General features: G+C 73.1%; 18 protein-coding genes. 11 read left to right on the forward strand and 7 right to left on the reverse strand.

The genetic code is table 11. The features are described 5' to 3' along the window. Positions 1-37: 37 nt before the first annotated feature. The 7 genes from OMK64_RS16645 (at position 38) to OMK64_RS16675 (ending at position 10,646) form a co-directional block, all read left to right on the forward strand. A complete protein-coding gene (locus OMK64_RS16645) occupies positions 38-2,377 on the forward strand; it encodes a beta-xylosidase/alpha-l-arabinosidase (RefSeq protein WP_272729492.1) in 2,340 nt (779 codons plus the stop codon). Beyond that, positions 2,374-3,456, forward strand: coding sequence for an ABC transporter permease (locus OMK64_RS16650; RefSeq protein ID WP_272729474.1), 1,083 nt, complete (start codon positions 2,374-2,376; stop codon positions 3,454-3,456). Before OMK64_RS16645 ends, OMK64_RS16650 begins: the two co-directional genes overlap by 4 nt. Further along, positions 3,450-4,379, forward strand: a complete 930-nt coding sequence (locus tag OMK64_RS16655) for a carbohydrate ABC transporter permease (RefSeq protein ID WP_374694111.1) — start codon at positions 3,450-3,452, stop codon at positions 4,377-4,379. The genes OMK64_RS16650 and OMK64_RS16655 overlap by 7 nt, the downstream gene beginning before the upstream one ends. A 66-nt stretch (positions 4,380-4,445) precedes the next feature. After that, complete coding sequence (locus OMK64_RS16660) at positions 4,446-6,113, forward strand: ABC transporter substrate-binding protein (RefSeq protein WP_272729475.1); 1,668 nt, start codon at positions 4,446-4,448, stop codon at positions 6,111-6,113. A gap of 92 nt (positions 6,114-6,205) precedes the next feature. After that, positions 6,206-8,263: a beta-galactosidase gene (locus OMK64_RS16665; RefSeq protein ID WP_272729476.1), complete on the forward strand. Its 2,058-nt coding sequence runs from the start codon at positions 6,206-6,208 to the stop codon at positions 8,261-8,263. Then, positions 8,260-9,939 carry a GH39 family glycosyl hydrolase gene (locus tag OMK64_RS16670; protein WP_272729477.1) on the forward strand — a complete coding sequence of 560 codons (1,680 nt, stop codon included), beginning with the start codon at positions 8,260-8,262 and terminating at the stop codon, positions 9,937-9,939. The genes OMK64_RS16665 and OMK64_RS16670 overlap by 4 nt, the downstream gene beginning before the upstream one ends. Next, positions 9,936-10,646 (forward strand): DUF624 domain-containing protein, encoded by a 711-nt coding sequence (locus OMK64_RS16675; protein ID WP_272729478.1) that lies wholly within the window; start codon positions 9,936-9,938, stop codon positions 10,644-10,646. Before OMK64_RS16670 ends, OMK64_RS16675 begins: the two co-directional genes overlap by 4 nt. 101 nt (positions 10,647-10,747) lie before the next feature. On the opposite strand, the gene OMK64_RS16680 is transcribed toward OMK64_RS16675, so the two are convergent. Together OMK64_RS16680 and manD are read right to left on the reverse strand one after the other, a co-directional pair. After that, a complete protein-coding gene (locus OMK64_RS16680) occupies positions 10,748-12,820 on the reverse strand; it encodes an alpha-glucuronidase (protein WP_272729479.1) in 2,073 nt (690 codons plus the stop codon). A 41-nt stretch (positions 12,821-12,861) separates the two neighbouring features. Continuing rightward, a complete protein-coding gene (gene manD, locus OMK64_RS16685) occupies positions 12,862-14,310 on the reverse strand; it encodes a D-mannonate dehydratase ManD (RefSeq protein WP_272729480.1) in 1,449 nt (482 codons plus the stop codon). Positions 14,311-14,500: 190 nt separating this feature from the next. Between manD and OMK64_RS16690 the strand changes: the two genes are divergently transcribed. Continuing rightward, positions 14,501-15,526 carry a LacI family DNA-binding transcriptional regulator gene (locus OMK64_RS16690; protein WP_272729481.1) on the forward strand — a complete coding sequence of 342 codons (1,026 nt, stop codon included), beginning with the start codon at positions 14,501-14,503 and terminating at the stop codon, positions 15,524-15,526. A gap of 84 nt (positions 15,527-15,610) precedes the next feature. On the opposite strand, the gene OMK64_RS16695 is transcribed toward OMK64_RS16690, so the two are convergent. Beyond that, on the reverse strand, positions 15,611-16,141 hold the full coding sequence (locus OMK64_RS16695) for a TM2 domain-containing protein (protein ID WP_272729482.1): 531 nt from the start codon (positions 16,139-16,141) through the stop codon (positions 15,611-15,613). Between the two features lie 164 nt (positions 16,142-16,305). On the opposite strand from OMK64_RS16695, the gene OMK64_RS16700 reads away from it, so the two are divergent. Continuing rightward, a complete protein-coding gene (locus tag OMK64_RS16700; protein WP_272729483.1) occupies positions 16,306-17,055 on the forward strand; it encodes a hypothetical protein in 750 nt (249 codons plus the stop codon). Positions 17,056-17,119: 64 nt separating this feature from the next. On the opposite strand, the gene recQ is transcribed toward OMK64_RS16700, so the two are convergent. Then, complete coding sequence (recQ, locus tag OMK64_RS16705) at positions 17,120-19,201, reverse strand: DNA helicase RecQ (protein ID WP_445292858.1); 2,082 nt, start codon at positions 19,199-19,201, stop codon at positions 17,120-17,122. Between the two features lie 134 nt (positions 19,202-19,335). Here recQ and OMK64_RS16710 point away from each other — a divergent pair, with 134 nt between their 5' ends. Together OMK64_RS16710 and pyrE are read left to right on the forward strand one after the other, a co-directional pair. Further along, positions 19,336-20,130 (forward strand): SDR family NAD(P)-dependent oxidoreductase, encoded by a 795-nt coding sequence (locus tag OMK64_RS16710; RefSeq protein WP_272729484.1) that lies wholly within the window; start codon positions 19,336-19,338, stop codon positions 20,128-20,130. 47 nt (positions 20,131-20,177) lie between these two features. Continuing rightward, positions 20,178-20,753, forward strand: a complete 576-nt coding sequence (pyrE, locus tag OMK64_RS16715; protein WP_272729485.1) for an orotate phosphoribosyltransferase — start codon at positions 20,178-20,180, stop codon at positions 20,751-20,753. Positions 20,754-20,762: 9 nt separating this feature from the next. Here pyrE and OMK64_RS16720 read toward each other — a convergent pair whose 3' ends face one another. From OMK64_RS16720 to OMK64_RS16730, 3 genes are all read right to left on the reverse strand, one after another. Next, positions 20,763-21,572: a YwiC-like family protein gene (locus OMK64_RS16720; RefSeq protein WP_272729486.1), complete on the reverse strand. Its 810-nt coding sequence runs from the start codon at positions 21,570-21,572 to the stop codon at positions 20,763-20,765. A gap of 79 nt (positions 21,573-21,651) precedes the next feature. Then, positions 21,652-22,425, reverse strand: a complete 774-nt coding sequence (locus OMK64_RS16725) for an HAD-IIA family hydrolase (protein ID WP_272729487.1) — start codon at positions 22,423-22,425, stop codon at positions 21,652-21,654. Further along, entirely contained in the window at positions 22,422-23,183 is a 762-nt protein-coding gene (locus OMK64_RS16730; RefSeq protein WP_272729488.1) for a VTT domain-containing protein, read from the reverse strand. Before OMK64_RS16730 ends, OMK64_RS16725 begins: the two co-directional genes overlap by 4 nt. Positions 23,184-23,278 lie beyond the last annotated feature (95 nt).

Here is a 23,278-nt window from a genome sequence, read left to right on the forward strand (position 1 = left end):
GCTCACGACGACGTGGGCGCGGGAGGGAATCGACCCGATGACGGACGCAGCACAGGCCCCCTGGCGGGACACGACGCGCAGCCCCGACGAGCGCGCCGCCGCCCTCGTGGCGGCGATGACGGTCGACGAGAAGGTCTCGCAGCTCGTCGGGCTCTGGGTCGGCGCCGACGCGTCGGGCGGAGGCGTCGCGCCGCACCAGGCGGACATGACCGGCGACCTCTCGTGGGACGAGGTGATCGCCGACGGCCTCGGCCAGCTCACGCGCCCGTTCGGCTCGGCACCCGTCGACCCGGTCCTCGGCGCGCGCAGCCTCGCCGCGTCGCAGGCCGAGGTGATGGCGGCCAACCGGTTCGGCATCCCGGCCCTGGTGCACGAGGAGTGCCTCACGGGCTTCGCCGCCTGGCAGGCCACCGCGTACCCGGCGCCGCTGTCGTGGGGCGCGACGTTCGACCCCGCGCTCGTCGAGGCGATGGCCGCACGCATCGGCGCGAGCATGCGGGCCGCGGGCGTGCACCAGGGCCTCGCGCCGGTCCTCGACGTCACGCGCGACTACCGGTGGGGCCGCACGGAGGAGACGATCGGCGAGGACCCGTACCTCGTCGGCACGGTCGGCACCGCGTACGTGCGGGGGATCGAGTCCGCGGGCGTCGTCGCGACGCTCAAGCACTTCGCCGGGTACTCGGCCAGCCGCGCCGGCCGCAACCTCGCGCCCGTCTCGATCGGTCCGCGCGAGCTCGCCGACGTGATCCTGCCGCCGTTCGAGATGGCGGTCCGCGAGGGTGGCGCCCGGTCGGTCATGCACTCGTACGCCGAGCTCGACGGCATACCGTCGGCCGCCGACCCGTGGCTGCTCACCACGCTGCTGCGCGACACGTGGGGCTTCGACGGCACGCTCGTCGCCGACTACTACGGCGTCCGGTTCCTGCACACGCTCCACGGGGTCGCGGCCGACGACGGTCACGCCGCCGCCCTGGCCCTGCGCGCGGGCGTCGACGTCGAGCTGCCGAGCGTGCACTGCTACGGCCGCCCGCTGCGCGAGGCCCTCGCCCGCGGCGACGTCGACGAGGCGCTGGTCGACCGCGCGCTGCACCGCGTCCTGCGGCAGAAGGTCGAGCTGGGCCTGCTCGACGACGGCTGGCAGCCCCTGCCCGCGGACGTCGACGCCCTCACGCTCGACGACGCCGAGAGCCGGGACGTCGCCCTGCGGCTGGCCCGCGAGGCCGTCGTCCTCCTGACCAACCCGCAGGCGGCCCTCCCGCTCACCGCCGGGCAGCGCGTCGCCGTCGTCGGCCCGCTCGCCGACGACCCGTACGCGATGCTCGGCTGCTACTCGTTCCCCGCGCACGTCGGCGTGCACCACCCCGACCACGCGATCGGGCTCGACATCCCCACGGTCCTCGACGGCCTGCGGACCGCGGGCGTCACGACGACGACCGCGCGCGGCTGCGACGTCACCGACCCGGACCGCAGCGGGTTCGCCGAGGCGGTCGCGCAGGCGCAGGCCGCGGACGTGGTGGTGGCCGTGGTCGGCGACCGCGCCGGGCTGTTCGGCCGCGGCACGTCGGGGGAGGGGTGCGACGCGACCGACCTGCACCTGCCGGGCGTCCAGGCCGACCTGGTGCGCGCGCTCCTCGACACCGGCACGCCCGTCGTCCTGGTCCTGCTCACGGGCCGCCCGTACGCGCTCGGCGACCTCGCCACCCGCGCCGCCGCCGTCGTGCAGGCGTTCTTCCCCGGGCAGCGCGGCGGGCAGGCGCTCGGCGAGGTGCTGACCGGCGCGACGAACCCGTCGGGCCGTCTGCCCGTGAGCCTGCCCGCGGACGCGTCGGGCCAGCCCGGCACGTACCTGTCGCAGCCGTTGGGCCGCCGCACGCAGGTCTCGAACATCGACCCGACGCACGCGTTCCCGTTCGGCCACGGTCTGTCGTACACGTCGTTCGACTGGGACGCCCGCCTCGTGACAGGCGACGTCTGGCCGGTCGACGGCGAGGCCGTCGTCGAGGTCGACGTCACGAACACGGGCGAGACGGCCGGCGCGGACGTCGTGCAGCTCTACCTGCACGACCCCGTCGCGCAGGTGACGCGGCCCGTCGTGCGGCTCGTCGGGTACGCGCGCGTCGAGCTCGCGCCGGGCGAGCGCGGCCGCATCACGTTCACCGTGCCCGCCGACGTCACCGCGTTCACGGGGACCGACGGGCGCCGCGTCGTCGAGCCGGGCGACGTCGAGCTGCGCGTCTCGCGGTCGAGCGCCGACCACCACACCACCCTGGCCGCGCGCCTCGACGGCCCGCTGCGGGTCGTCGACCACACCCGTCGCCTCGTCACCGAGGTGGCGGTGCTCGCCGGAGCCGACGCACCGGAGGTGGTGACCGCATGAGCAGCGTCCAGGAGCCCGTGGTCGCGGGCGTCGCGACGACCCCGGGCGCGCCGCCTCCCGTGGGCGTGGCCGACAACGCCCCGCCCCCGGCGGGCAGCCCGGCACCCCGCAGGCCCCGCCGCCCGCGCCGCACGCAGACGTTCACCACCCCCGGCGGCACCGTCGTCCGGCCCAGCCGCACGACCTGGCGTCAGGCCCTCAGGCGCGACTGGCGGCTGTACACCTTCCTCGTCCTGCCGCTCGTCTTCCTGCTCGTGTTCCGGTACCTGCCGATCCTCGGCAACGTCGTCGCGTTCCGGCGGTTCCGGCCGGGGTCGAGCATCTTGGGCGACGAGTGGGTCGGCCTCTACTACGTCCGCATGTTCATCAACGACCAGCAGTTCTGGCACGCGTTCACCAACACGGTCGTGCTGGGCCTGCTGACGCTGGTGATCGTCTTCCCGCTGCCGATCCTGCTCGCGCTCATGCTCAACGAGGTGCGGTCGCGGCACTTCAAGCGGTCGGTGCAGACGATCTCCTACCTGCCGCACTTCATGTCGGTCGTCATCGTCGCGGGCGTGGTGTTCCAGCTCACCGCGGTGAACGGGACGATCAACCAGATCATCACGGCGCTCGGCGGGGACGCGATCACCTTCATGCAGGAGGCGTCCTGGTTCCGGACGATCTACCTGAGCTCGGAGGTCTGGCAGACCGTCGGGTGGGGCACGATCCTCTACCTCGCGGCGCTCACGACGATCGACGACCAGCTCTACGAGGCGGCCCGGATCGACGGCGCCAACCGCTGGCAGCAGACGTGGCACATCACACTGCCGGGCATCCGCCCGACGATGGTCGTGCTGCTCATCCTCAACGTCGGCACGTTCATGGCGGTCGGCTTCGAGAAGATCCTGCTGCTGCAGAACCCCCTCATCTACTCGACGGCCGACGTCATCTCCACGTACCTGTACCGCGTCGGCATCGTCTCGAACAGCGTCTCCTACGCCACCGCGATCGGCCTGTTCGAGGCGATCATCGGCGTGACGCTCGTCCTGTCCGCCAACGCGATCTCGCGCAAGACCGTAGGGGCGAGCCTGTGGTGACCACCGACCTGTCGAAGCCGGCCGCGGCGATCAGCACGAAGCCGCGCGTCGTGAGGGACTCGCCCGCGTACCGGTCCTTCCGGTTCGTCAACGCGGCGCTGCTGATCGTCGTGTGCGCGCTGGTCCTGTACCCGTTCGTCAACATCGTCGCGCAGGCGTTCTCGTCGGAGGGGTACATCAACTCGGGCCAGGTGAACCTGTTCCCCCGCGGGTTCAACGTCACGACGTTCGGCGTCGTCATGGGCGACGACATGTTCTGGCGCAACTACCGGAACACCGTCGTCTACACGGTCGTCGCGACGACGATCGCGATGGCCCTGACGACGACGTACGCGTACGCGTTGTCGCGGCGGAACCTCAAGGGCCGCAAGTTCTTCATCGGCGTCGCTGTCGCGACGATGTTCTTCAACGGCGGCCTCATCCCGAACTACGTGCTCATCAGCGAGCTCGGGATGCGCAACACGATCTGGGCGATCGTGCTCCCGAACGCGATCAGCGTCTTCAACCTGCTGGTGATGAAGTCGTTCTTCGAGAACTTCCCGAGCGAGCTCGAGGAAGCCGCGGCGATCGACGGCATGACGACGTACGGCATCTTCTTCCGCGTCGTCCTCCCGCTGTCGAAAGCCGTCGTCGCGACGATGCTGCTGTTCTACGCGGTGTCGTTCTGGAACTCGTGGTTCGCCGCCTTCCTCTACATCGACGACCCCAGGCTCTACCCGGTGACGATGTACCTCCGGAACCTGCTCGCGGGCGTGACGTCGGGGACGTCGATCCAGGGTGGCTCCACGGACAGCCTCACGCAGATCGCGGCGAACGTGCAGTCCGTGACGATGCTCCTCACCGTGCTGCCGATCATCTGCCTCTACCCCTTCATCCAGAGGTACTTCGTGTCGGGCGTGATGCTCGGCGCGGTCAAGCAGTGACGCCTCCTGGCTGCATTTCCCATCCCCTCCCGTGCAGGACGACGGAGTTCCACGAAAAGGAGAATCATGAGGTCAGCACGAAAGCGCGCAGGCGCCGCGGCGTCGGTCGCGGTCCTCGCCCTCGCCCTGACGGCGGCGTGCTCGTCCGGCGACGGCGCGACGGCCGAGGAGACCGGCGGCGACGCCGGCATCCCGGACGCGAACCGCGTCGGCGCCATGGAGGACTTCGCGGCCGGCACGGAGTTCGTCGCGACCGAGCCCGTCGAGTTCGGGCTGCTGTACCGCGACCACCCGAACTACCCGCTCAACGAGGACTGGCTGTTCTTCACGGAGATGGAGGACAAGCACAACGTCACGTTCGACATCACGAGCGCGCCGCTGTCCGACTGGGACCAGAAGAAGTCGCTCATCATCTCCTCCGGCGACGCCCCCGAGTTCATCCCGGTGACGTACAAGGGCCAGGAGACGCAGTTCGTGTCGGGCGGCGCGATCCTGCCGATCTCGGACTACGTGCAGTACATGCCGAACTTCCAGCAGAAGATCGAGGAGTGGGGGATGCAGGACTACCTCGACTCGCTCGAGCAGGCCGACGGCAAGTACTACATGCTCCCCGGGCTGTACGAGTCGCCGCAGCCGCAGTACTCGATCGCGGTCCGCAAGGACCTGTGGGACGCCGCGGGTATCACGGAGGACCCGGAGACCTGGGACGACTTCCGTGACGCGCTCGCGAAGCTCAAGGCCGCGAACCCGGGCGTGTGGCCGATGTCGGACCGCTGGTCGACGAACAACAACAGCCCGCTCGGCGCGACGCTCAACATCGCCGCGCCGAACTTCGACACCATCGCGGGCTGGGGCTTCGGCCAGGGCCTGTGGTTCGACGAGGACGAGGAGAAGTTCGTCTACGCGCCGACGACGGACGGCTACAAGGAGCTCGTCGAGTACTTCGCGAGCCTGGTGGAGGACGGTCTGCTCGACCCCGAGTCGCTGACGCAGGACGACGACACCGCGATCCAGAAGTTTGGCTCGGGCCAGTCGCTCGCGATCTCCGGCAACACGCAGGAGGTCACGACGTACCGCAAGACGTTCACCGACGCGGGCAACACGTCTGCCGACGTCAAGCTCATCCGCGTCCCCGCCGGCCCGGCCGGTGACTACGTCGCCTCGGGCTCGCGCATCGCGTCCGGCTTCATGCTCTCGTCGGCCGCGAAGGACTCGCCGCACTTCCTCGCGCTGCTGCAGTGGATCGACTGGCTGTACTACTCGGACGAGGGCATCGAGTTCTCGCAGTGGGGCGTCGAGGGCACGACGTACACGAAGGACGGCGACACCCGCACGCTCGCGGCGGACGTCGACTGGAACGGCCTCAACCCGACGGGCACGAAGAAGCTCAACGCGGACTTCGGCTTCAGCAACGGCGTGTTCATGTTCGCGAACGGCTCGACGGACGAGCTCATCGGCTCGATGCAGACCCCGCCGACGCGTGAGTTCGTCGAGTCGATGGCGGACAAGGAGGAGCTGCCGCTCGCGCCGACCGCGCCGCTCGACGAGATGCAGCAGGAGCAGGTCACGCTCTGGCAGTCCGCGCTCAACGACTCGGTGCTGCAGAACACGGCCGCGTTCATCCTGGGCAGCCGCCCGATGTCCGAGTGGGACGCGTGGATGACGGAGCTCAAGGGTCTCAACGTCGACCAGTACGTCGACACCTACAACCAGGCGCTGGCCGCGAAGGGCTGACGCCGCCCGGACCCGGCCGCTCCCGCGTCGCTGCGCGCGGGACCGGCCGGGTCCGCCGTTCCACCCCTGTGTCCCGGGAGACGTGCCGAATCGTGAGCAACCAGGTCCGCTACGGCGGCGACTACAACCCCGAGCAGTGGCCGAAGGACGTGTGGGAGGACGACCACCGCGCGTTCGACGAGGCCGGCATCACGACCGTCACGGTCGGGGTGTTCGCGTGGGCGCACCTGCAGCCCGCGGAGGACCGGTACGACTTCTCGACGCTCGACGCGATCGTGGACCGCGCGGCGCAGGCCGGGCGGGAGGTCGTCCTCGCGACGCCGTCGGGGGCGATGCCGCCGTGGCTCGCGCGCGCCTACCCGGACGCCTGCCGCGTGGACGTCGAGGGCCGCCGCCACGTGTACGGGCAGCGGCACAACCACTGCCCGTCGTCGCCGGACTTCCGTCGGCTGTCCGTCGCGCTCGCGTCGCAGCTCGCGCAGCGGTACGCGGGCCACCCCGCGGTCGTCGCGTGGCACGTCGGCAACGAGTACGGCGGCGCCTGCTACTGCGACCTGTGCGCGGCGGGGTTCCGCGACTGGCTGCGCACGCGGTACGGGACGCTCGACCGGCTCAACGACGCGTGGAACGCGATGTTCTGGTCGCACACCTACTCCGACTGGGACGAGATCCAGCCGCCGACGATGCTGTCCGAGCACTGGCGTGGTCCGAACCACACGGCGTTCCAGGGCACGACGCTCGACTACCGCCGCTTCATGTCGGACGCGCTGCTGGGCGGGTTCGTCGCGGAGAAGGCCGCGATCCGCGCGCACGACGCGACGACGCCCGTCACGACGAACTTCATGGGCCTGTACCAGCCGGTCGACTACCACCGCTGGGCGCCGCACCTCGACCTCGTGACGTGGGACAACTACCCGCCCGCGGACACCCCGCTGCGCACGGCGGCCCGGATGGCGGCGACGCACGCCGCGATGCGCGGGGTCGGCGGTGGCGCGCCCGTCTGGGTCATGGAGCAGACGCCGTCGATCACCGCGTCGCGCGACGTGAACCCCGTGAAGCGGCCCGGCGTGCTCGCGCTGTGGACGTGGCAGTCGGTCGCGCACGGCGCCGACGCGACGCTGTTCTTCCAGCTCCGCCAGTCGAGGGGCGCGTGCGAGAAGTACCACGGCGCGGTGATCGATCACTCCGGCCGGACGGACACGCGTGTGTTCCGCGAGGCGTCGGCCCTGGGCGCGTCGCTGCGCACCCTGGGTGGCGGCGTGCTCGGCGCGCGCACGCCCGCCCGCGTCGCGCTGCTGCTCGACTGGGACTCGTGGTGGGCGGTCGAGATGACCGACGGCTACAACCGGCACGTCTCCTACGTCCAGACGCTGCTGCAGTACCACCGGGCGCTGTGGTCGGCGAACGCCGCCGTGGACGTCGTGCCCGTGACCGCTGACCTCTCGGCGTACGACGTCGTCGTCGCGCCGCTGCTGCACGTGCTCAAGGGCGACGTCGTCGAGCGGCTCACCGCGTTCGTGCACCGCGGCGGGTCTCTCGTCACCACGTTCTACGGCGGCCGCGTCGACGAGGACACCAACGCGTTCCTCGGCGAGCCGCCGCTCGACGCGCTGCTCGGCGTCCGCGTCGAGGAGACCGACTCGGCCGCACCCGACGTCGCCAACCCCGTCACGCTGCGCCTCGGCGGTCCGGGCACCGACGGCGCGATCGACTGGAACGGGTCGACGACGCACCCCGCGTCCCTCGTCTTCGAGCTGCTCGTCCCGCACGACGGCACCGAGGTCGTCGGGACGTACGGCGCCGACTTCTACGCAGGCACCCCGGCCGTCACACGCGCCGCCCGCGGCGAGGGTGCCGCCTGGCACGTCGGGACCGGCCTCGACGACGACGGCGTCGCGCGCGTCCTGCGGCACGTCCTCGACCAGCACGGCCTCATGGGGCCGCACGCGGACGAGCCCGCGCTCGAGGTCGTCGACCGCGTCCAGCCGGACGGCACCCGGTACCGCTTCGTGCTGCACCATGGGACGACGCCGCTCACCGTGACGTCCGAGGTCGAGGGCACCGACGCCCTCACCGGCCGCGTCGTCCGTCGCGGTGACACCCTGACCCTCGCGCCCGCCGACGTGCTCGTCCTCCAGGAGACCCCGTGACCCGTGTCGTCGTCCCCGCCACCCCGCTCGGCCCGCTGCCCGACGCCTGGCGGCACTGCGTCGGCACCGGCCGGCTCAACCTCGCGCTGCGCGCCGACTACCGCGATTCGCTCGCGATGGTCCAGCGGGACATCGGGTTCCGGCACATCCGCGGGCACGGGCTGCTGTCCGACGACATGGGGGTGCTGCGGCCCTGGTCGATCGGCGACCGGTCCGGGCTCCGGCACTCGTTCACCTACGTCGACCAGGTGCACGACGCGTTCCTCGGGATCGGCATCAAGCCCTTCGTCGAGCTCGGGTTCATGCCGTCGGTGCTCGCGTCGGGGGACGACACCGTCTTCTGGTGGAAGGGCAACATCACGCCGCCGTCGTCGTGGTCCGGGTGGACCGACCTGGTGACGACGCTCGTGCGCCACCTCGTCGACCGCTACGGCATCGACGAGGTGCGGCAGTGGCCGATCGAGGTCTGGAACGAGCCGAACCTCGTGCAGTTCTGGAAGGACGCCGACCAGGACGCGTACCTGCGGCTCTACGAGGTCACGGCCCGCGCGATCAAGGACGTCGACGCGTCGCTCCAGGTCGGCGGGCCCGCGATCTCGCCCGGGGCCGACGAGTGGTGGCAGCCGTTCGCCGACTTCGTGACCGGCCGCGACGTGCCGTGCGACTTCCTCAGCGTGCACGCCTACTCCTCCGGGCCTGCGCAGCACGTCCCGTTCGGCAGCTATCAGACGCTCAAGCCGCCGCAGGACCTGCTCGACCAGTTCGCGACCCCGCGCCGCCTGCTCGCCGGCCACCCGCTCGCCGACCTGCCCGTGCACGTCACGGAGTTCAACACCTCGTACTGCCCGGACAACCCGATCCACGACACCGCCTACAACGCGGCCTACCTCGCGCCCGTCATGGTCCGCGGCGGCGACCACGTCGACTCGTTCTCCTACTGGACGTTCTGCGACGTGTTCGAGGAGGCGTGGATCCCCACGTCGTTCTTCCACGGCGGGTTCGGGCTGCTCACGCACCGCCAGGTGCCCAAGCCGACGTACCACCTGTTCGCGTTCCTGGCCCGCATGGGCCGGCACGTGCTCGCGCGCGGCGACGACCACCTCGTGTGCGTCGACGACGACGGGCGCGTCACCGTCCTCGCCTGGCAGCCCGTGGGCGGCACCGACGGCGGGCCCGCCGACGAGCGGCACGAGCTGCGGCTGTCGGTCCCGGTCGGCAGCGGCCGCGGGGTGGGGCGGCCGGGCGACGGGGGCGGTCCGGCGACGGCCTTCGTCGTGCGCGAGCGCGTCAACGAGCACGAGGGCAACGCCTTCGCCGCCTGGCGCGAGCTCGGCCGCCCGTTCTCGCCGACCGAGCGCCAGGTCGACGTCCTGCGCGACCTCGCACGACCCTCGACGACGCACGCGGCGTACCCGGTCGTCGACGGGCGCATCTCGCTCGACCTGTCCCTCGCGCGTCACGAGGTCACGTTCGTCGAGGTGACGCCCGTCATGGAGGCGTTCCACGAGGGTCTCGACGACCGCCGGCTGCTCGGCGTCGAGGACGACCGGCTGGTCGCCGACCCGCCGGGGACCGGGCGCGCGGTGGCGCTCCTCAGCGGTGCGCGGGCGCACGTCGACGTGGGCGACCCGGAGCTCCCGACGCCGCGCACGCCCGACGACGGTCCGGTCGGGTGAGCGTCGTGAGCGCGGACGCCGACCGGTTCTCGGAGGTCGGCCGCGGACCGTTCTCGCGCGGCTCGGCGGCCGTCTACTGGGCGGTCGTGGTCGAGGGCCTGATCCTCCTCACGTCCCTGCCGACCCTCGTGGCGTTCGTCCTGCTCGACCGCAGCCCCGGGAACGCGCCGCTGTTCGCGCTCGCGGCCGTGCCGCTCGGCCCGTCCCTCGCCGCCGCCGTCTTCGCCTGGCGCGACTGGCTCACGACGCCGCCGGGCGACCGCGACCTGTCGCCCGCACGGCACTACTGGCGCGGCTACCGGCTGAACTGGCGCGACGTGCTGCGGTGGTGGGTGCCGACCCTCCTCGTCCTGACGGTCCTCGCGGTCAACGTCGCGGGCGCGGGAGCGCTCGGCAGGTCCGGCGGCGCGTTCGCGATCGTGTCCCTCGTGGTCGCGGTGGCCGTGCTCGCGTGGGCGGGGAACGCGCTCGTCCTGTCGTCCCTGTTCGCGTTCCGCACGCGCGACGTCGCACGGCTCTCCGCGCACTACCTCGCCGCGAAGCCGGTCAGCGGGCTCGGGGTGCTCGCCCTCGTGATCGTCGCGGTCGGCATCGCGTCGCTCGCCACCGACTGGCTCCTCGTCCTGCTCGCGTCACCGCTCGTCGCCCTCCTGGTCCGCAACGCGACCCCGGTGATCGCCGACGCCACCACCCGCTTCACCACCTGACCTGAGGACGCGGGCGCGGCTGAGCCGACACGAACGACGCCGATCACGTCGAGCGTGCCGTGGACGCGCGCCGGCCCGTGCTCCGGCTCGCGGACATCGGGTCAGTACACCGTTCGGCCGGTCGCGTCCGGGATGCCGCTGTGGCGGTAGACGTAGGTGCGGAGCTGGTCGCGCCACTCGTGGGCGCTGCGGACCTGCTCGGCGAGCCGTTCGGCGACGCGTTGGTGCAGGTCGGCGCGGACCTGGCCGGCGATCGCGTCCCACGCGGCGGTGTTGTCGACGGTCCGGGCGGCGCCGTCCCAGTGGGTGTCGTAGACGTGCTGGGCGACCGAGACGCCGCTGTGCAGCACGTGCGACCACGGCACGTGGTGGAAGAACAGCAGCAGCTCGTCGGGGCACGTCGTGACGTCCTCGTACACGTCACGCCACGGTGCCGGGAACTGGCCGGTGAAACCCGTGCCGGTCGCGCGCGTCCGGTCGACGCCGATCCCGTCGCGGTCGGCGAAGTGGTAGGTGCCCCAGGGCGTGTACTCGTAGCCGTCGACGTCCGGGCCGTAGTGGTGGCCGGGGCGGACCATGAAGCCGACGCCGAGCGGCGCGGTGTAGTCCTCGTAGGTGCGCCACGAGTCGTCGAGGATCTCGTGCAGGGTCGCAGCGACGACGGGGTCGGCGTCCGGGAACGTGAGCCCGATCCACTCGTCGAGCAGCGCCTGCGGGTCGGCCGACGGGTCCCACGCGAGGCGCGCGAACGTGTAGAGGTTGGCCTGCGCGAGCGGGTGGCCGGTCCAGAACGCGTCGTCGCCGACGTTCGACACGGCGACCAGCCCGGCGCGTCGGGCGTCGTCCGCCCCGCCGGTCCCGGCCGCGACGTCCGCGACGGTCCGGCCGCCCTCGCCCCACGGCCGGAAGCGCAGGATCTCCGACCACTGCGGCCCCAGCCACACGGCGTGCTTCTGCTGGCCGGTGTACTCCTGCGTGACCTGCAGCTCGACGGCGAGGCGCGTGCGCGGCACCGCGGCGATCACGGGGGAGACGGGCTCGCGGGTCTGGAAGTCCATCGGGCCGTACTTCACCTGCAGGACGACGTTGTCGTCGAACCGCCCGTCGAGCGGCGCGAAGTGGTCGTGCGCGGCACGCGCTCGGTCCGTCGAGCGGTCCCGCCAGTCCTGCCGGTGGTTGTAGACGAACGCGCGCCAGAACACCGTGCCGCCGAACGGCTTGAGGGCGCGGGCCAGCAGGTTCGCGCCGTCGGCGTGGTCGCGGCCGTACGCGAACGGGCCGGGCTGGCCCTCCGAGTCCGCCTTGACGACGAACCCGCCGAAGTCCGGGACGGCGTCGTAGACGTCGGCGACGCGCGCCGCCCACCACGCCTGCACGTCGGCGTCGAGCGGGTCGGACGTGGGCAGGCCGCCGACCGTCATCGGCGCCGCGAACGACACCGACAGGTGGACGCGGATGCCGTGCGGGCGGAAGAGGGCCGCGATGCGCGCGACGTCGGGCAGGCCGTCCGTGAGCAGGCGCGCCTCGGTGCGGTGCACGTTGACGTTGTTGATCGACACCGCGTTGATCCCGACGGACCCGAGCAGCCGTGCGTACGCGGCGACGCGCGACAGGTCCTCCCGCACGCGCCCGTCGGCGTAGAAGATCGACCCGCCCGCATAGCCGCGCTCGACCTGGCCCATCACCGGGTGCACGTCGACGTTGTCCCAGTGGTCGAGCATCCGGATGTCGTTGGTCGGCGCGTACCAGGTGAGCGGCGTGTCACCCTCTGCCGCGGCTGCACCCGCCCGGACGAGGTGGTGGAGCCCGTACAGCAGCCCGGCCGCGTCCCGCCCGAGGACCGTCGTCGTCGCGCCCTCACGCAGCACGCCGAACGACCCGCTCGCGGTGGGCACGTCGGCGGCGAGCGCACGGGTCGGCTCGTCGGACGCGGTCGACGGCGGGACGAGCGCGAGCACGACGTCGTGCCCGCGCGCCTCGGCGCCCGTCAGCGGCGCGTCGGTCGAGGCGACCGTGACCGATCCGCCCCAGCGTGCGGTCGCGGCGCGGACCTCGGCCACGACGGTCGCACCGACGGGGTCGTCGGGTCCGACGGCGACGAGCACGCGGCGCTCGCCGAGCCGACGCAGCGCTTCGTCGGGCAGCCACATGGGGTGGGCGTCGGTGCTGGTCACGCGGGTCCTTCCGTGGTGCGGAGCCGGTCGGCGCGGGCGCGTCACCAGTCGTGGACGGTGCCGTCCTTGAGCCGGTTGAACGGCAGGTACGCCGGCTGGTACGGGAAACGGTCGGCGACGTCGTCGTCGTAGACGACGCCCAGGCCGGGCTCGTCGCCGGGGTGCAGGAACCCGTCGGTGAACGTGAACGACTGGCGGAACACCTCGTCGGTGAGGCGCCCGTGCTGCATGTACTCCTGGATCCCGAAGTTGTGGATCGCGAGGTCGAGGTGCAGCGCGGCGGCCATGCCCACGGGGGAGATGTCCGTCGGCCCGTGGATGCCGGACTTGATCTGGTACTGCGCGGCGAAGTCGAGGATCCGGCGCAGCGCGGTGATGCCGCCCGTGTGCGTGACGGCGGACCGCACGTAGTCGATGAGCTGCTCGCGGATGATCGTCTGGTAGTCCCAGACGGTGTTGAAGACCTCACCGATCGCGAGCGGGGTCGTCGTGTGCTGCCGCACGAGCCGCAGCGCCTCCTGGTTCTCGGCCGGCGTGCAGTCCTCGAGCCAGAACAGGTCGAACGGCTCGAGGTCCTTGCCGAGCCGCGCCGCCTGGATCGGTGTCATGCGGTGGTGACCGTCGTGCAGCAGCGGCAGCTCGGGACCGAACTCGTTCCGGACGGCCTCGAACACGCGCGGGACGTGCCGCAGGTAGGCGCGGGTGTCCCAGTCCTCCTCGGCCGGCAGCGGCGCGCGCTGCGCGGGCTCGTAGTCGTACCGGCCGCCGCTGCTGGGCTGTGCGGCGACCCCGTACACCGCGTCGATGCCCGGCACGGACGTCTGCACGCGGATCGACCGGAAGCCGAGCTCCCGGTGGCGGCGGATCGAGTCGAACAGCTCGGGCAGGTCGCGGCCCGACGCGTGCCCGTACGCCATGATCCCGGTCCGGCTCGCGCCGCCGAGCAGCTGGTAGAGCGGCATGCCCGCGTACCGGGCCTTGATGTCCCACAGCGCGACGTCGACCGCCGCGATCGCGGCCATCGTCACCGGGCCGCGCCGCCAGTACGCCGACCGGTAGAGGAACTGCCACGTGTCCTCGATGCGGTGCGCGTCGCGGCCGATCAGCAGCGGCACGACGTGGTCCTGCAGGTAGGAGACGACGGACAGCTCCCGGCCGTTGAGCGTCGCGTCGCCGAGCCCGACGACGCCGTCCTCCGTCGTGATCCGCAGCGTCACGAAGTTGCGGTCCGGGCTGCTGACCAGGACCTCGGCGGACCGGATCGCGCTGCCCGACGGGCGGGTCGCGGGGCGGGCGCCGTCCGCGGCGGCCGGTGCGGTGGTGGTCGCGTCGCGCGGGTCAGCAGCGCCGACCGTCGCGTCGCGCGGGTCGGCGGCACCGGTCGTCACGTCGCGCGGGTCGGCGGCGCCAGTCGTCATGTCGCGCGGCTCGGCGGCACCGGTCGGGCGCGCGGGCGTGTCGGTCGTGGGCTCGGGGTGCTGCGGCGTCATCGGTGCTCCCGTCGTGCGCGGCGCCGTCGCCGCGTGCAATCCGTTCCGTCGTCGAGCCTAGACACCCTCCTCGTGATGCGGCAATCGCTTGCCAGATATTGCCAACGGGGCGTCGCGTGGACCAGCATGGACACCGCCACGGGTGGTCGGACGACGACGACCGGCGACCTGCGGCCGAGAGGAGACACCGATGCCGGGCACCCGGCCCACCCTTCGCGACGTCGCCGACGCCGCGGGCGTCGCGGTGTCCACCGCGTCACGCGCCCTGACCCGTCCCGGCCGCATCACCGAGGACACCGCCGCGCGCGTCCGCGCCGCCGCCGAGGAGCTCGGCTACGTGCCCAGCGCGTCCGGCCGCGCGCTGAGCTCCGGGCGCACCGGCACCGTCGCACTCGTCCTGCCCGACGTCACCAACCCCTTCTTCTTCGGCATCGTGCGCGGCGTGCAGTCACGGCTGCGCGTCGACGGGTACACGCACGTGCTCGTCGACACCGAGGAGTCCGTCCCCGCCGAGGAACGCGCGCTGCGCATGATCCGCTCGTCCGCCGACGGCGCGATCCTCGCCGCCCCGCGGATCGACGACTCGACCCTCGCGCGGTGGGCACGCGACATGCCCCTCGTCACGATCAACCGGCCCGTCGACGGTGACGGCATCGTCCTCGACACACCCGGCGGCGCCGTCCAGGCCCTCGAGCACCTCGCGTCGCTCGGCCACCGCCGCGTCGCGTACGCGTCCGGTCCGCGCACGTCCTGGTCGGACCGCCACCGCCGTGCCGCGCTGCGTCCCGCCGCCCGGCGGCTCGGGGTCGAGCTCGTCGTGCTCGGCCCGTACGCGCCGCAGCGCGAGGCGGGTGCCGCCGCCGCGGACGCCGCGTGCGGCGCCGGTGTCACCGGGGTCCTCGCGTTCAACGACCTGCTCGCGTTCGGGATCCTCGACCGCCTGGCCGCGCGCGGCCTCGACGTGCCGGGTGACCTCAGCGTCGTCGGCTGCGACGACGTGTTCGGGGCCGACCTCGTCCGGCCCGGCCTCACGACCGTCGCCGCGCCGCTCGAGCGCGCCGGGCAGCGCGCCGCCGACCTGCTGCTCGCGCGCATCGACCGGCCCCGGCGCCCCGAGGGCCGCGCCACCGACGACGGCATCCCGCCGACCGTCGACCTGCTGCCGACGCACCTCGTCGTACGCGGCACCACCGGCCCTGCGCGCGCCACGTCCTGACCCGCGCCGTCTCCTTCCGGCACAGCCAGGGACGACGACGGGGTGCGGCCGCAGCAGCACCCCGTCAGCCGACCGTGCGCAGGCTCAGAGCGCGGCGTCCTCCACCACGACCACGACCGCCGACGACGTGTCGAGCTGGTCCACGATCGTCGCCTGGTTGGCGGCGCTGCCCGCGAAGCCCAGGATGAAGCCGATCGCCGTGATGATCCACGCGAGCTTCTTGTGCTGCTCGTACCCGGCGAGCGGCCGTCCGGCCTTGTCCCGCTGGACCCCGGCCAGGGTCAGGATGATGTCGACCAGCGCCCAGATGCCCAGACCGCCGCACGTCACGAGCTTGAGGATGCCCGTGCCGACCTTGCCCAGGTAGAAGCGGTCGACGCCGAGCACGCCGAGGAACCAGGCGAGCAGCCACGTCGCGACGAACGACTTGTTCGACTCGACGGGAGCCCCGTAGCCGGGCTGCGCGGCGTACGCCGGGCCGCCGGGCACGGGCGCGCCGTACGCGGGCGCCGGCGGCGCGGCGGGCGGCTGGGGCTTGGACAGGTCGTGCGGCGGGGTGCTCGTCGGGTCGACCGGCTCGGCCGGTCCGGTGCCCTCGGGCGGGGTCGTCGACATGCAGGACTCCGTTCGTGCGTGCTGATGGGCCTCTCATCAGGCGCGACGCCGCAGCGCCGCCTCCGGGCGCCACGCTAGGGCCCCGCAGTGCCTCCGCGCACCGGTACGCGCCGTCGTCTCGCGCCACGGCGCGCAGTCCACCCGCGCACGGCACGATCGGGACCGTGAACACCCGTGAGCTCGTCGCCCGGACCGTGCACGCCGACGCGTGGGAGCAGCACGGTTTGATCCGGGCCGGTCGCGGCGGCGCCACGGGCGAGATCCCCGGCGTCCGGCTCATGGCGAGCGGCCTGCCGCACCCGCAGTGGAACAACGGCGACGTCACCGACCCCGCGGCCGTGGACGTCGCGGCGATGCGCGACTGGTACGCGCCGCACGGGGTGCCGTGGGGCGTGCGCGTCCCCGCCGGTGCCCCCTGGCCCTACGGGACGTTCCTCTTCCGCAAGCACCTCGTGCTGCGCGACGCGGGTCCTGTCCCCGCTGCCCCGGTGCCGGCGCTGCGGGTCCGCGCCGCCGGTCCCGACGACCTGGCGACCGTCGTCGCGGTCTCCGCGGCGGCCTTCGACGGCGACCCCGCGCTCGAGTCGGCGTGGATCGAGCCGCACCTGCACGCGCCCGACCGTGCGTCCGTCGCGCTCGCGGTCCTCGACGGCGTGCCCGTCGCCACCGGCTACGTCCTGCGCTCCGACGGCCGGGCCGGTCCCGCCGCGTACCTGTCCGGCGTCGCGGTGCTGCCCGACCCGCCGCTGCCCGGCGCGTGGTCGGCGGTCGCCGGCTGGCTCCTCCGACGTGCCTTCGACGACGGTGCGCGCGTCGCGCTCGCCCACCCCGACGACGCGACCGAGGCCGCGCACCTGGACGCGCTCGGTCTCGCTCCAGCCGCAGCGCTCGACGTCTACGTCGACCTCGCCTGACCCGCCGCCAGGCCCCGGTCCCGGCCACGTGCGCCGGTGCGGGGCCCGCGGGGTCGGGCAGGTGTCAGTCCGCGGGCTGCGCGTCCAGCGCCGCGAGGACCCCCTCGCCGTAGCGGTCGAGCTTGGTCGCACCCACGCCGCTGATCGTGCCGAGCTCCTGGATGCTGGTCGGCCGCTGCGTCGCGATCTCCCGCAGCGTCGCGTCGTGGAACACGACGTACGCGGGCACCCCCTGCTCCTTCGCGGCGCCCGCGCGCCACGCCCGCAGCCGCTCGAACCGCTCGGCGGCGTCGTCGGTCAGGTCGGCGGCGACCGTGGCCCGCCGCTCGCGCCCGGACGCGCCGCCGCGCGAGCGGCCCGCGCGCTCCTGCTCCCGCCGCAGCCGCACCTCGCGCTCGCCGCGCAGCACCTCGGCGGACGCGGGCGCGAGCCGGAGCGTGCCGTAGCCGTCGGTGTCCACCGCGAGCAGCTCGAGCGCGAGGAGCTGGCGGACCACGCCGCGCCACTCGCCGTCCGAGAGGTCGGTGCCGAGCCCGAACGTGCTGAGCGCGGAGTGCCCGAGCTGCTGGACGCGCGGGGTCGTCTTGCCGCGCAGGATGTCGACGAGGTGCCCGACGCCGTAGCGCTGGTTGCGCTGGTCGAGCCGCACGATCGTCGACAGGAGCTTCTGCGCGGCGACGGTCCCGTCCCAGGACTCGGGCGGGGTCAGGCACGTGTCGCAGTTGCCGCACGGCTCGGACGTCTGACCGAAGTAGTTGAGGAGCTGCACGCGGCGGCACGACACGGTCTCGCACAGCGCGAGCATCGCGTCGAGGTGCTGCGTGAGGCGTCGGCGGTGCGCGGCGTCGCCGTCGGACGTGTCGATGAGCCTGCGCTGCTGCACGACGTCCGCGAGCCCGTACGCGAGCCACGCGGTCGACGGCAGCCCGTCGCGTCCGGCACGCCCGGTCTCCTGGTAGTAGCCCTCGACCGACTTGGGGAGGTCGAGGTGCGCGACGAACCGCACGTCGGGCTTGTCGATCCCCATGCCGAACGCGATGGTCGCGACCATCACGAGCCCGTCCTCGCGCAGGAAGCGCGCCTGGTTGCGGGCGCGCACGAGGCGGTCGAGGCCCGCGTGGTACGGGAGCGCGGGGATGCCGTTCGCGACCAGGTGCTCGGCGGTCTGCTCGACCGAGTTCCGCGACAGGCAGTAGACGATCCCGGCGTCGCCCTCGTGCTCGGTGCGCAGCAGGTCGAGCAGCTGGGCGCGGGGGTTGTCCTTGGGGACGATCCGGTACTGGATGTTCGGCCGGTCGAAGCTCGCGACGAAGTGCCGCGCGTCGTCGAGCTGCAGGCGCTGCGCGATCTCCGCGTGGGTCGCGGCCGTCGCGGTCGCGGTGAGTGCGATGCGCGGCACGTCCGGCCAGCGCTCGTGCAGCATCGACAGCTGCAGGTAGTCGGGGCGGAAGTCGTGCCCCCACTGCGACACGCAGTGGGCCTCGTCGATCGCGAACAGCGCGATGCGCCCGCGGTCGAGCAGGTCGATCGTGTCGGGGACGCGCAGGCGCTCGGGGGCGAGGTACAGGAGGTCGAGCTCGTGGTCGAGGAAGGCCTGCTCGACGGCCCGGCGCTCGTGCGGCTGCTGCGTCGAGTTGAGGAACCCGGCGCGCACGCCGAGCGCTGACAGCGCGTCGACCTGGTCCTGCATGAGCGCGATCAGCGGCGACACGACGACACCCGTGCCCGGCCGGACGAGCGCGGGCACCTGGTAGCACAGCGACTTGCCGCCGCCCGTCGGCATGAGGACGAGCGCGTCGCCGCCCTGCACCACGGTCTCGATGATCTCCGCCTGGTCGCCGCGGAACGCGTCGTACCCCCACACCCGCTGCAGCACCTCGTGCGGCGTCGGGCGCGGGCCGTCGTCCGGCTCGGGGACGGCTCGCGGGCGGCTGCGACCGGGGACGGGCGCGCCGTGCGCGGCCTCCTCCCGCACGGTCCGCTCCGCGTCGTAGCCCGGGTCGAACAGGGGCTCGTCGTCGGCCGGGTCGTACGGGGGCTCGTCGTACGACGGGTCGAAGGGCGGCTCGTCGGGCAGCGGGACGTCGTCCGTCCACGCCGCCGACTCGGCGGCACGGGTGTGGGGGCGGGCGGGTCCGGCTGGCACCCGCCCACCCTACGAGCCCCGGCCCACACCGCGGACCCGCGGTGGCGAGCCGTGGACACGAGGGCGCTCCGCCGGGCTGGGGACGGCTCGCCGAAGCGCTGCGACAGGGCCCGGACGGTCCGTAGGGTGGCGGCATGGGAACCGCACTCGTCACGGGCGCCAGCGCCGGTCTCGGCCTCGAGTTCGCCTGGCAGCTCGCCACCGCCAAGCACGACGTCGTCCTCGTCGCGCGCGACGAGGAGCGCCTCACGCGCCTCGCCGCCCAGCTCGAGGCGGCCGCGGGCATCCGCGCCGAGGTGCTGGTTGCGGACCTCACCCGGCCCGACGACGTCGCGCGCGTCGCCGACCGGCTGCGCAGCGACGAGCGCCCCGTGGGCCTGCTCGTGAACAACGCGGGATTCGGCATCAACCAGGAGTTCGTCGGCGGCGACCTCGAGCGCGAGCTCACGGCGCTCGACGTCATGGTCCGCGCCGTGCTGGTCCTGTCGCACGCGGCCGCCGAGTCGATGGTCGCCCGCGGCCGCGGCGCGATCCTCAACGTGGGGTCGGTCGCGGCGCTCATGGCGTCGGGCACGTACTCGGCGCACAAGGCGTGGGTGCAGTCGTTCACCGAGGGGCTCGCCGTCGAGCTCAAGGGCACCGGCGTCACCGCGACCGTCGTGAACCCGGGCTTCACCCACACCGAGTTCCACGAGCGCGGCCGCATCGACATGACGGGATACCCGGAGATCGTCTGGCTCAACGCCGAGGACGTCGTCGCGACGGCCCTCGCCGACGTGCGCCGCGGCGTCGTCATCTCCACGCCGAGCGCGCGCTACCGGACCATGTCGGCGCTCGCCCGCCTCGCCCCGCGGTCCGCGATCCGCGCGATCGGCCGCTACCGGCGCGCGATCGAGGACGAGCCCGCGGACGCCCCGGCCGACGCCTGACGGATGCGACGCCACCGCCCGCGGGCCGCGGGCTAGCCTTGGGGGCCGTGACCCACGACCTCTCGCCGACGCCCCGCGAGCAGCTGCTCGCCCTCATCCAGGACCTCGCGGTCGTGCACGGGAAGGTCACGCTGTCGTCGGGCCGCGAGGCCGACTACTACGTCGACCTGCGCCGCGTCACGCTGCACCACCGCGCCGCCCCGCTGATCGGCCACCTCATGCTCGACATGCTCGAGGAGGTGGGCCTCGGCACCGCCGAGATCGACGCGGTGGGCGGCCTGACGCTCGGCGCCGACCCCGTCGCCACGTCGCTCCTGCACGCGGCGGCGTCGCGCGGGCAGGACCTCGACGCGTTCGTGGTCCGCAAGGAGGCGAAGGCGCACGGCATGCAGCGGCGCATCGAGGGCCCGGACATCACGGGCCGGCGGGTCGTCGTCCTGGAGGACACCTCGACGACGGGCGGGTCGCCGATCGCGGCGGTCGAGGCCGCGCGCGAGGCCGGTGCGGAGGTGCTGGGCGTCGCGGTGATCGTGGACCGCGCGACCGGCGCGCAGGCCAAGATCGAGGCCCTCGGGGTGCCCTACCACTACCTGTTCAGCCTGGCCGACCTCGGCCTGGCCTGACGGGACGCCTCAGACGACGACGAGCGTCGCGGCGGTGACGACCACCGTCGCGACGATCTCGCCGAGACCGATCGCCGTCGCCGACGGCCACGGCCGACGCCGGGGGACGAGCGCCGCGCGCAGCAGCAGCCCGAGCGCGACGACCGCGCACACGACGGCACCGGCCACGTCGGGCGCGGCGACGACGACGGCGCCGAGCGCGCCCGCCACGAGCGCCCCGTGGTACCCGAGGGAGACCGCGAGCACGGTCCGGTCGCCGCGGTCGCGGATGAGCGACTTCACGTACGGGACGGTGCCGAGGAAGTATGCGGCGAGCAGGCCCGTCGCCGCCCACGTGCGCGGGTCACCGGCGCCGGGCAGCGGTCCGGGCGATCCCAGACCCGCGGCGACCGTCGTCATGAGCATCGCCGCGACGACGGTGACGCCGTCGTTCAGCCACGACCGGTCCGCCCGTCGCGCCGAGCACACGAGGCTCACGGCCAGCAGGACGGCGAAGACGGGCGCCCACCACAGCAGCGACGGCGCGCTCGCGACGAGCGCGAGCCCCAGCACGGTCGTCGCGACCCCGTACGCCCGCACGGGCGGGAGGTAGCGCGGCCGACGGGATGCCTTGAGCCACAGCCCTGCGGCGTTGTACGCGAGGAACCCGACGAGCCAGCAGACGAGCAGCAGCGCGTGCCGCCACGTCGGCCCCGCCAGCAGGGCGCCCACCAGCACCGGGACGACGAGCATCGCCCACGCACCGTGCTGCTGGGACACCCAGCCCGGTCCGCGACGGCGGCGGGCGGGGGCCATGCGGTGCGGGGCGGTCGTCGGCACGCGCCGAGCATTCCCCGCCGACGGCGTCGCACCACCGGGACCTCGGTCCCGGCCCTCGACCGAGGTGGGCTCGTCGAGCTCAGACGCGCTCGACGAGGTCGGCGACCGAGTCGACGATCTCGCTCGGGCGGAACGGGAAGCGGTCGACGTCGTCGCGCCGCGTCGACCCGGACAGCACGAGGACGGTCCGGAGCCCGGCCTCGATACCCGCGACGACGTCGGTGTCCATGCGGTCGCCGACCATGACGGTCGTCTCGGAGTGCGCGTCGATCCGGTTCAGCGCGGACCGGATCATCATCGGGTTGGGCTTGCCGACGAAGTACGGCTGGCGGCCGGTCGCGGCGGAGATCATCGCGGCGACGGCACCGGTCGCGGGCAGGTCGCCCTCGGCCGACGGGCCGGTCACGTCGGGGTTGGTCGCGATGAACCGCGCACCGCCCTGGATGAGCCGGATGGCCTGCGTGATCGCCTCGAACGAGTAGGTACGCGTCTCGCCCAGGACCACGAAGTCCGGGTCGGACGACGTGAGCGTGTACCCGGCCTCGTACAGCGCGGTCGTGAGGCCGGCCTCGCCGATCGTGTACGCGGAGCCGCCGGGCATCTGGTCGGTGAGGAACTGCGCGGTCGCCAGCGCCGAGGTCCAGATCGCGCGCTCGGGGACGTCGATGCCGCTCGCCCGCAGCCGCGCGGCCAGGTCCCGGGGCGTGAAGATCGAGTTGTTCGTGAGGACGAGGAAGGGGCGGTCGCCGTCGCGCAGGGCGGTGACGAACTCGGCCGCACCGGGCAGCGCCGTGCCCTCGTGCACGAGGACGCCGTCCATGTCGGACAGCCAGGAGCGGATCTCCCGCGTCACTCGCCGAAGGCCTTGCGCTCGACGGCCTCGCGCTCGCTCTGCTCGTCGTAGCGGGTGTCGCGGCCGTGCTCGTCGAGCGGCGCCTTCGCGCGCTCGCGGCGGGCGCGCCACATCTCGACGGCGATCGGGATGACGGAGAAGAGCACGATGAGCACGAGCAGGGGCTCGATGTTCTCGCGCACGAAGGGGATGTTGCCGAGCAGGTAGCCGAGCATCGTCACGCCGACGCCCCACAGCAGCGCACCGACCGCGTTGTACGAGACGAAGGTGCGGTAGCGCATGTTGCCGACGCCCGCGGCGACGGGGGCGTACGTGCGCACGATGGGCACGAACCGCGCGACGATGATCGTGCGGCCGCCGTACTTGTCGAAGTACGCGTACGTCTGGTCGATGTACGACTTCTTGAAGAACCGCGAGTCGGGCTTGTTGAAGACGCGGGGACCGAGCCGGCGGCCGATGAAGAACGCCGTCTGGTCGCCGAGGAACGCGGCGAGGAACAGCAGCCCGCACAGCGCCCAGATGTTGATGTGCACCGGGAACGTGTCCTGCGCGACGAGCGCGCCCGCGGTGAACAGCAGCGAGTCGCCGGGCAGGATGGGGAACAGCAGGCCGGTCTCGATGAAGATGACGGCGACGATCCCGATGACGACCGCGGTCCCGAACGAGGAGATCATGTGGTCGGGGTCGAGGAAGTCGGGCCCGAGCGTGGCGACGGGGCCGGCGGCGTGCAGGGCGGCCCCGAGGGTCGTCGTCAGCATGACGTCCAGGGTACGTGCCCGCCCGTGGCCCCGACGTGCGTCCCTGTGTGGGAACGGTGTGGACCGCGGCGCCCGGCCGTCGCGACAATGGCGCC

The organism is Cellulomonas fimi, from assembly GCF_028527925.1.
Lineage (GTDB): Bacteria > Actinomycetota > Actinomycetes > Actinomycetales > Cellulomonadaceae > Cellulomonas > Cellulomonas fimi_C.

Bases quoted from the DNA above. Each gene is read 5' to 3' on its own strand.
- OMK64_RS16645 (WP_272729492.1), top strand. From the start codon at position 38: ATGACGGACGCAGCACAGGCCCCCTGGCGGGACACGACGCGCAGCCCC.
- OMK64_RS16710 (WP_272729484.1), top strand. From the start codon at position 19,336: ATGGGAACCGCACTCGTCACGGGCGCCAGCGCCGGTCTCGGCCTCGAG.
- OMK64_RS16650 (WP_272729474.1), top strand. From the start codon at position 2,374: ATGAGCAGCGTCCAGGAGCCCGTGGTCGCGGGCGTCGCGACGACCCCG.
- OMK64_RS16660 (WP_272729475.1), top strand. From the start codon at position 4,446: ATGAGGTCAGCACGAAAGCGCGCAGGCGCCGCGGCGTCGGTCGCGGTC.
- OMK64_RS16695 (WP_272729482.1), bottom strand. From the start codon at position 16,141: ATGTCGACGACCCCGCCCGAGGGCACCGGACCGGCCGAGCCGGTCGAC.
- OMK64_RS16690 (WP_272729481.1), top strand. From the start codon at position 14,501: ATGCCGGGCACCCGGCCCACCCTTCGCGACGTCGCCGACGCCGCGGGC.
- OMK64_RS16730 (WP_272729488.1), bottom strand. From the start codon at position 23,183: ATGCTGACGACGACCCTCGGGGCCGCCCTGCACGCCGCCGGCCCCGTC.
- manD (WP_272729480.1), bottom strand. From the start codon at position 14,310: ATGACGCCGCAGCACCCCGAGCCCACGACCGACACGCCCGCGCGCCCG.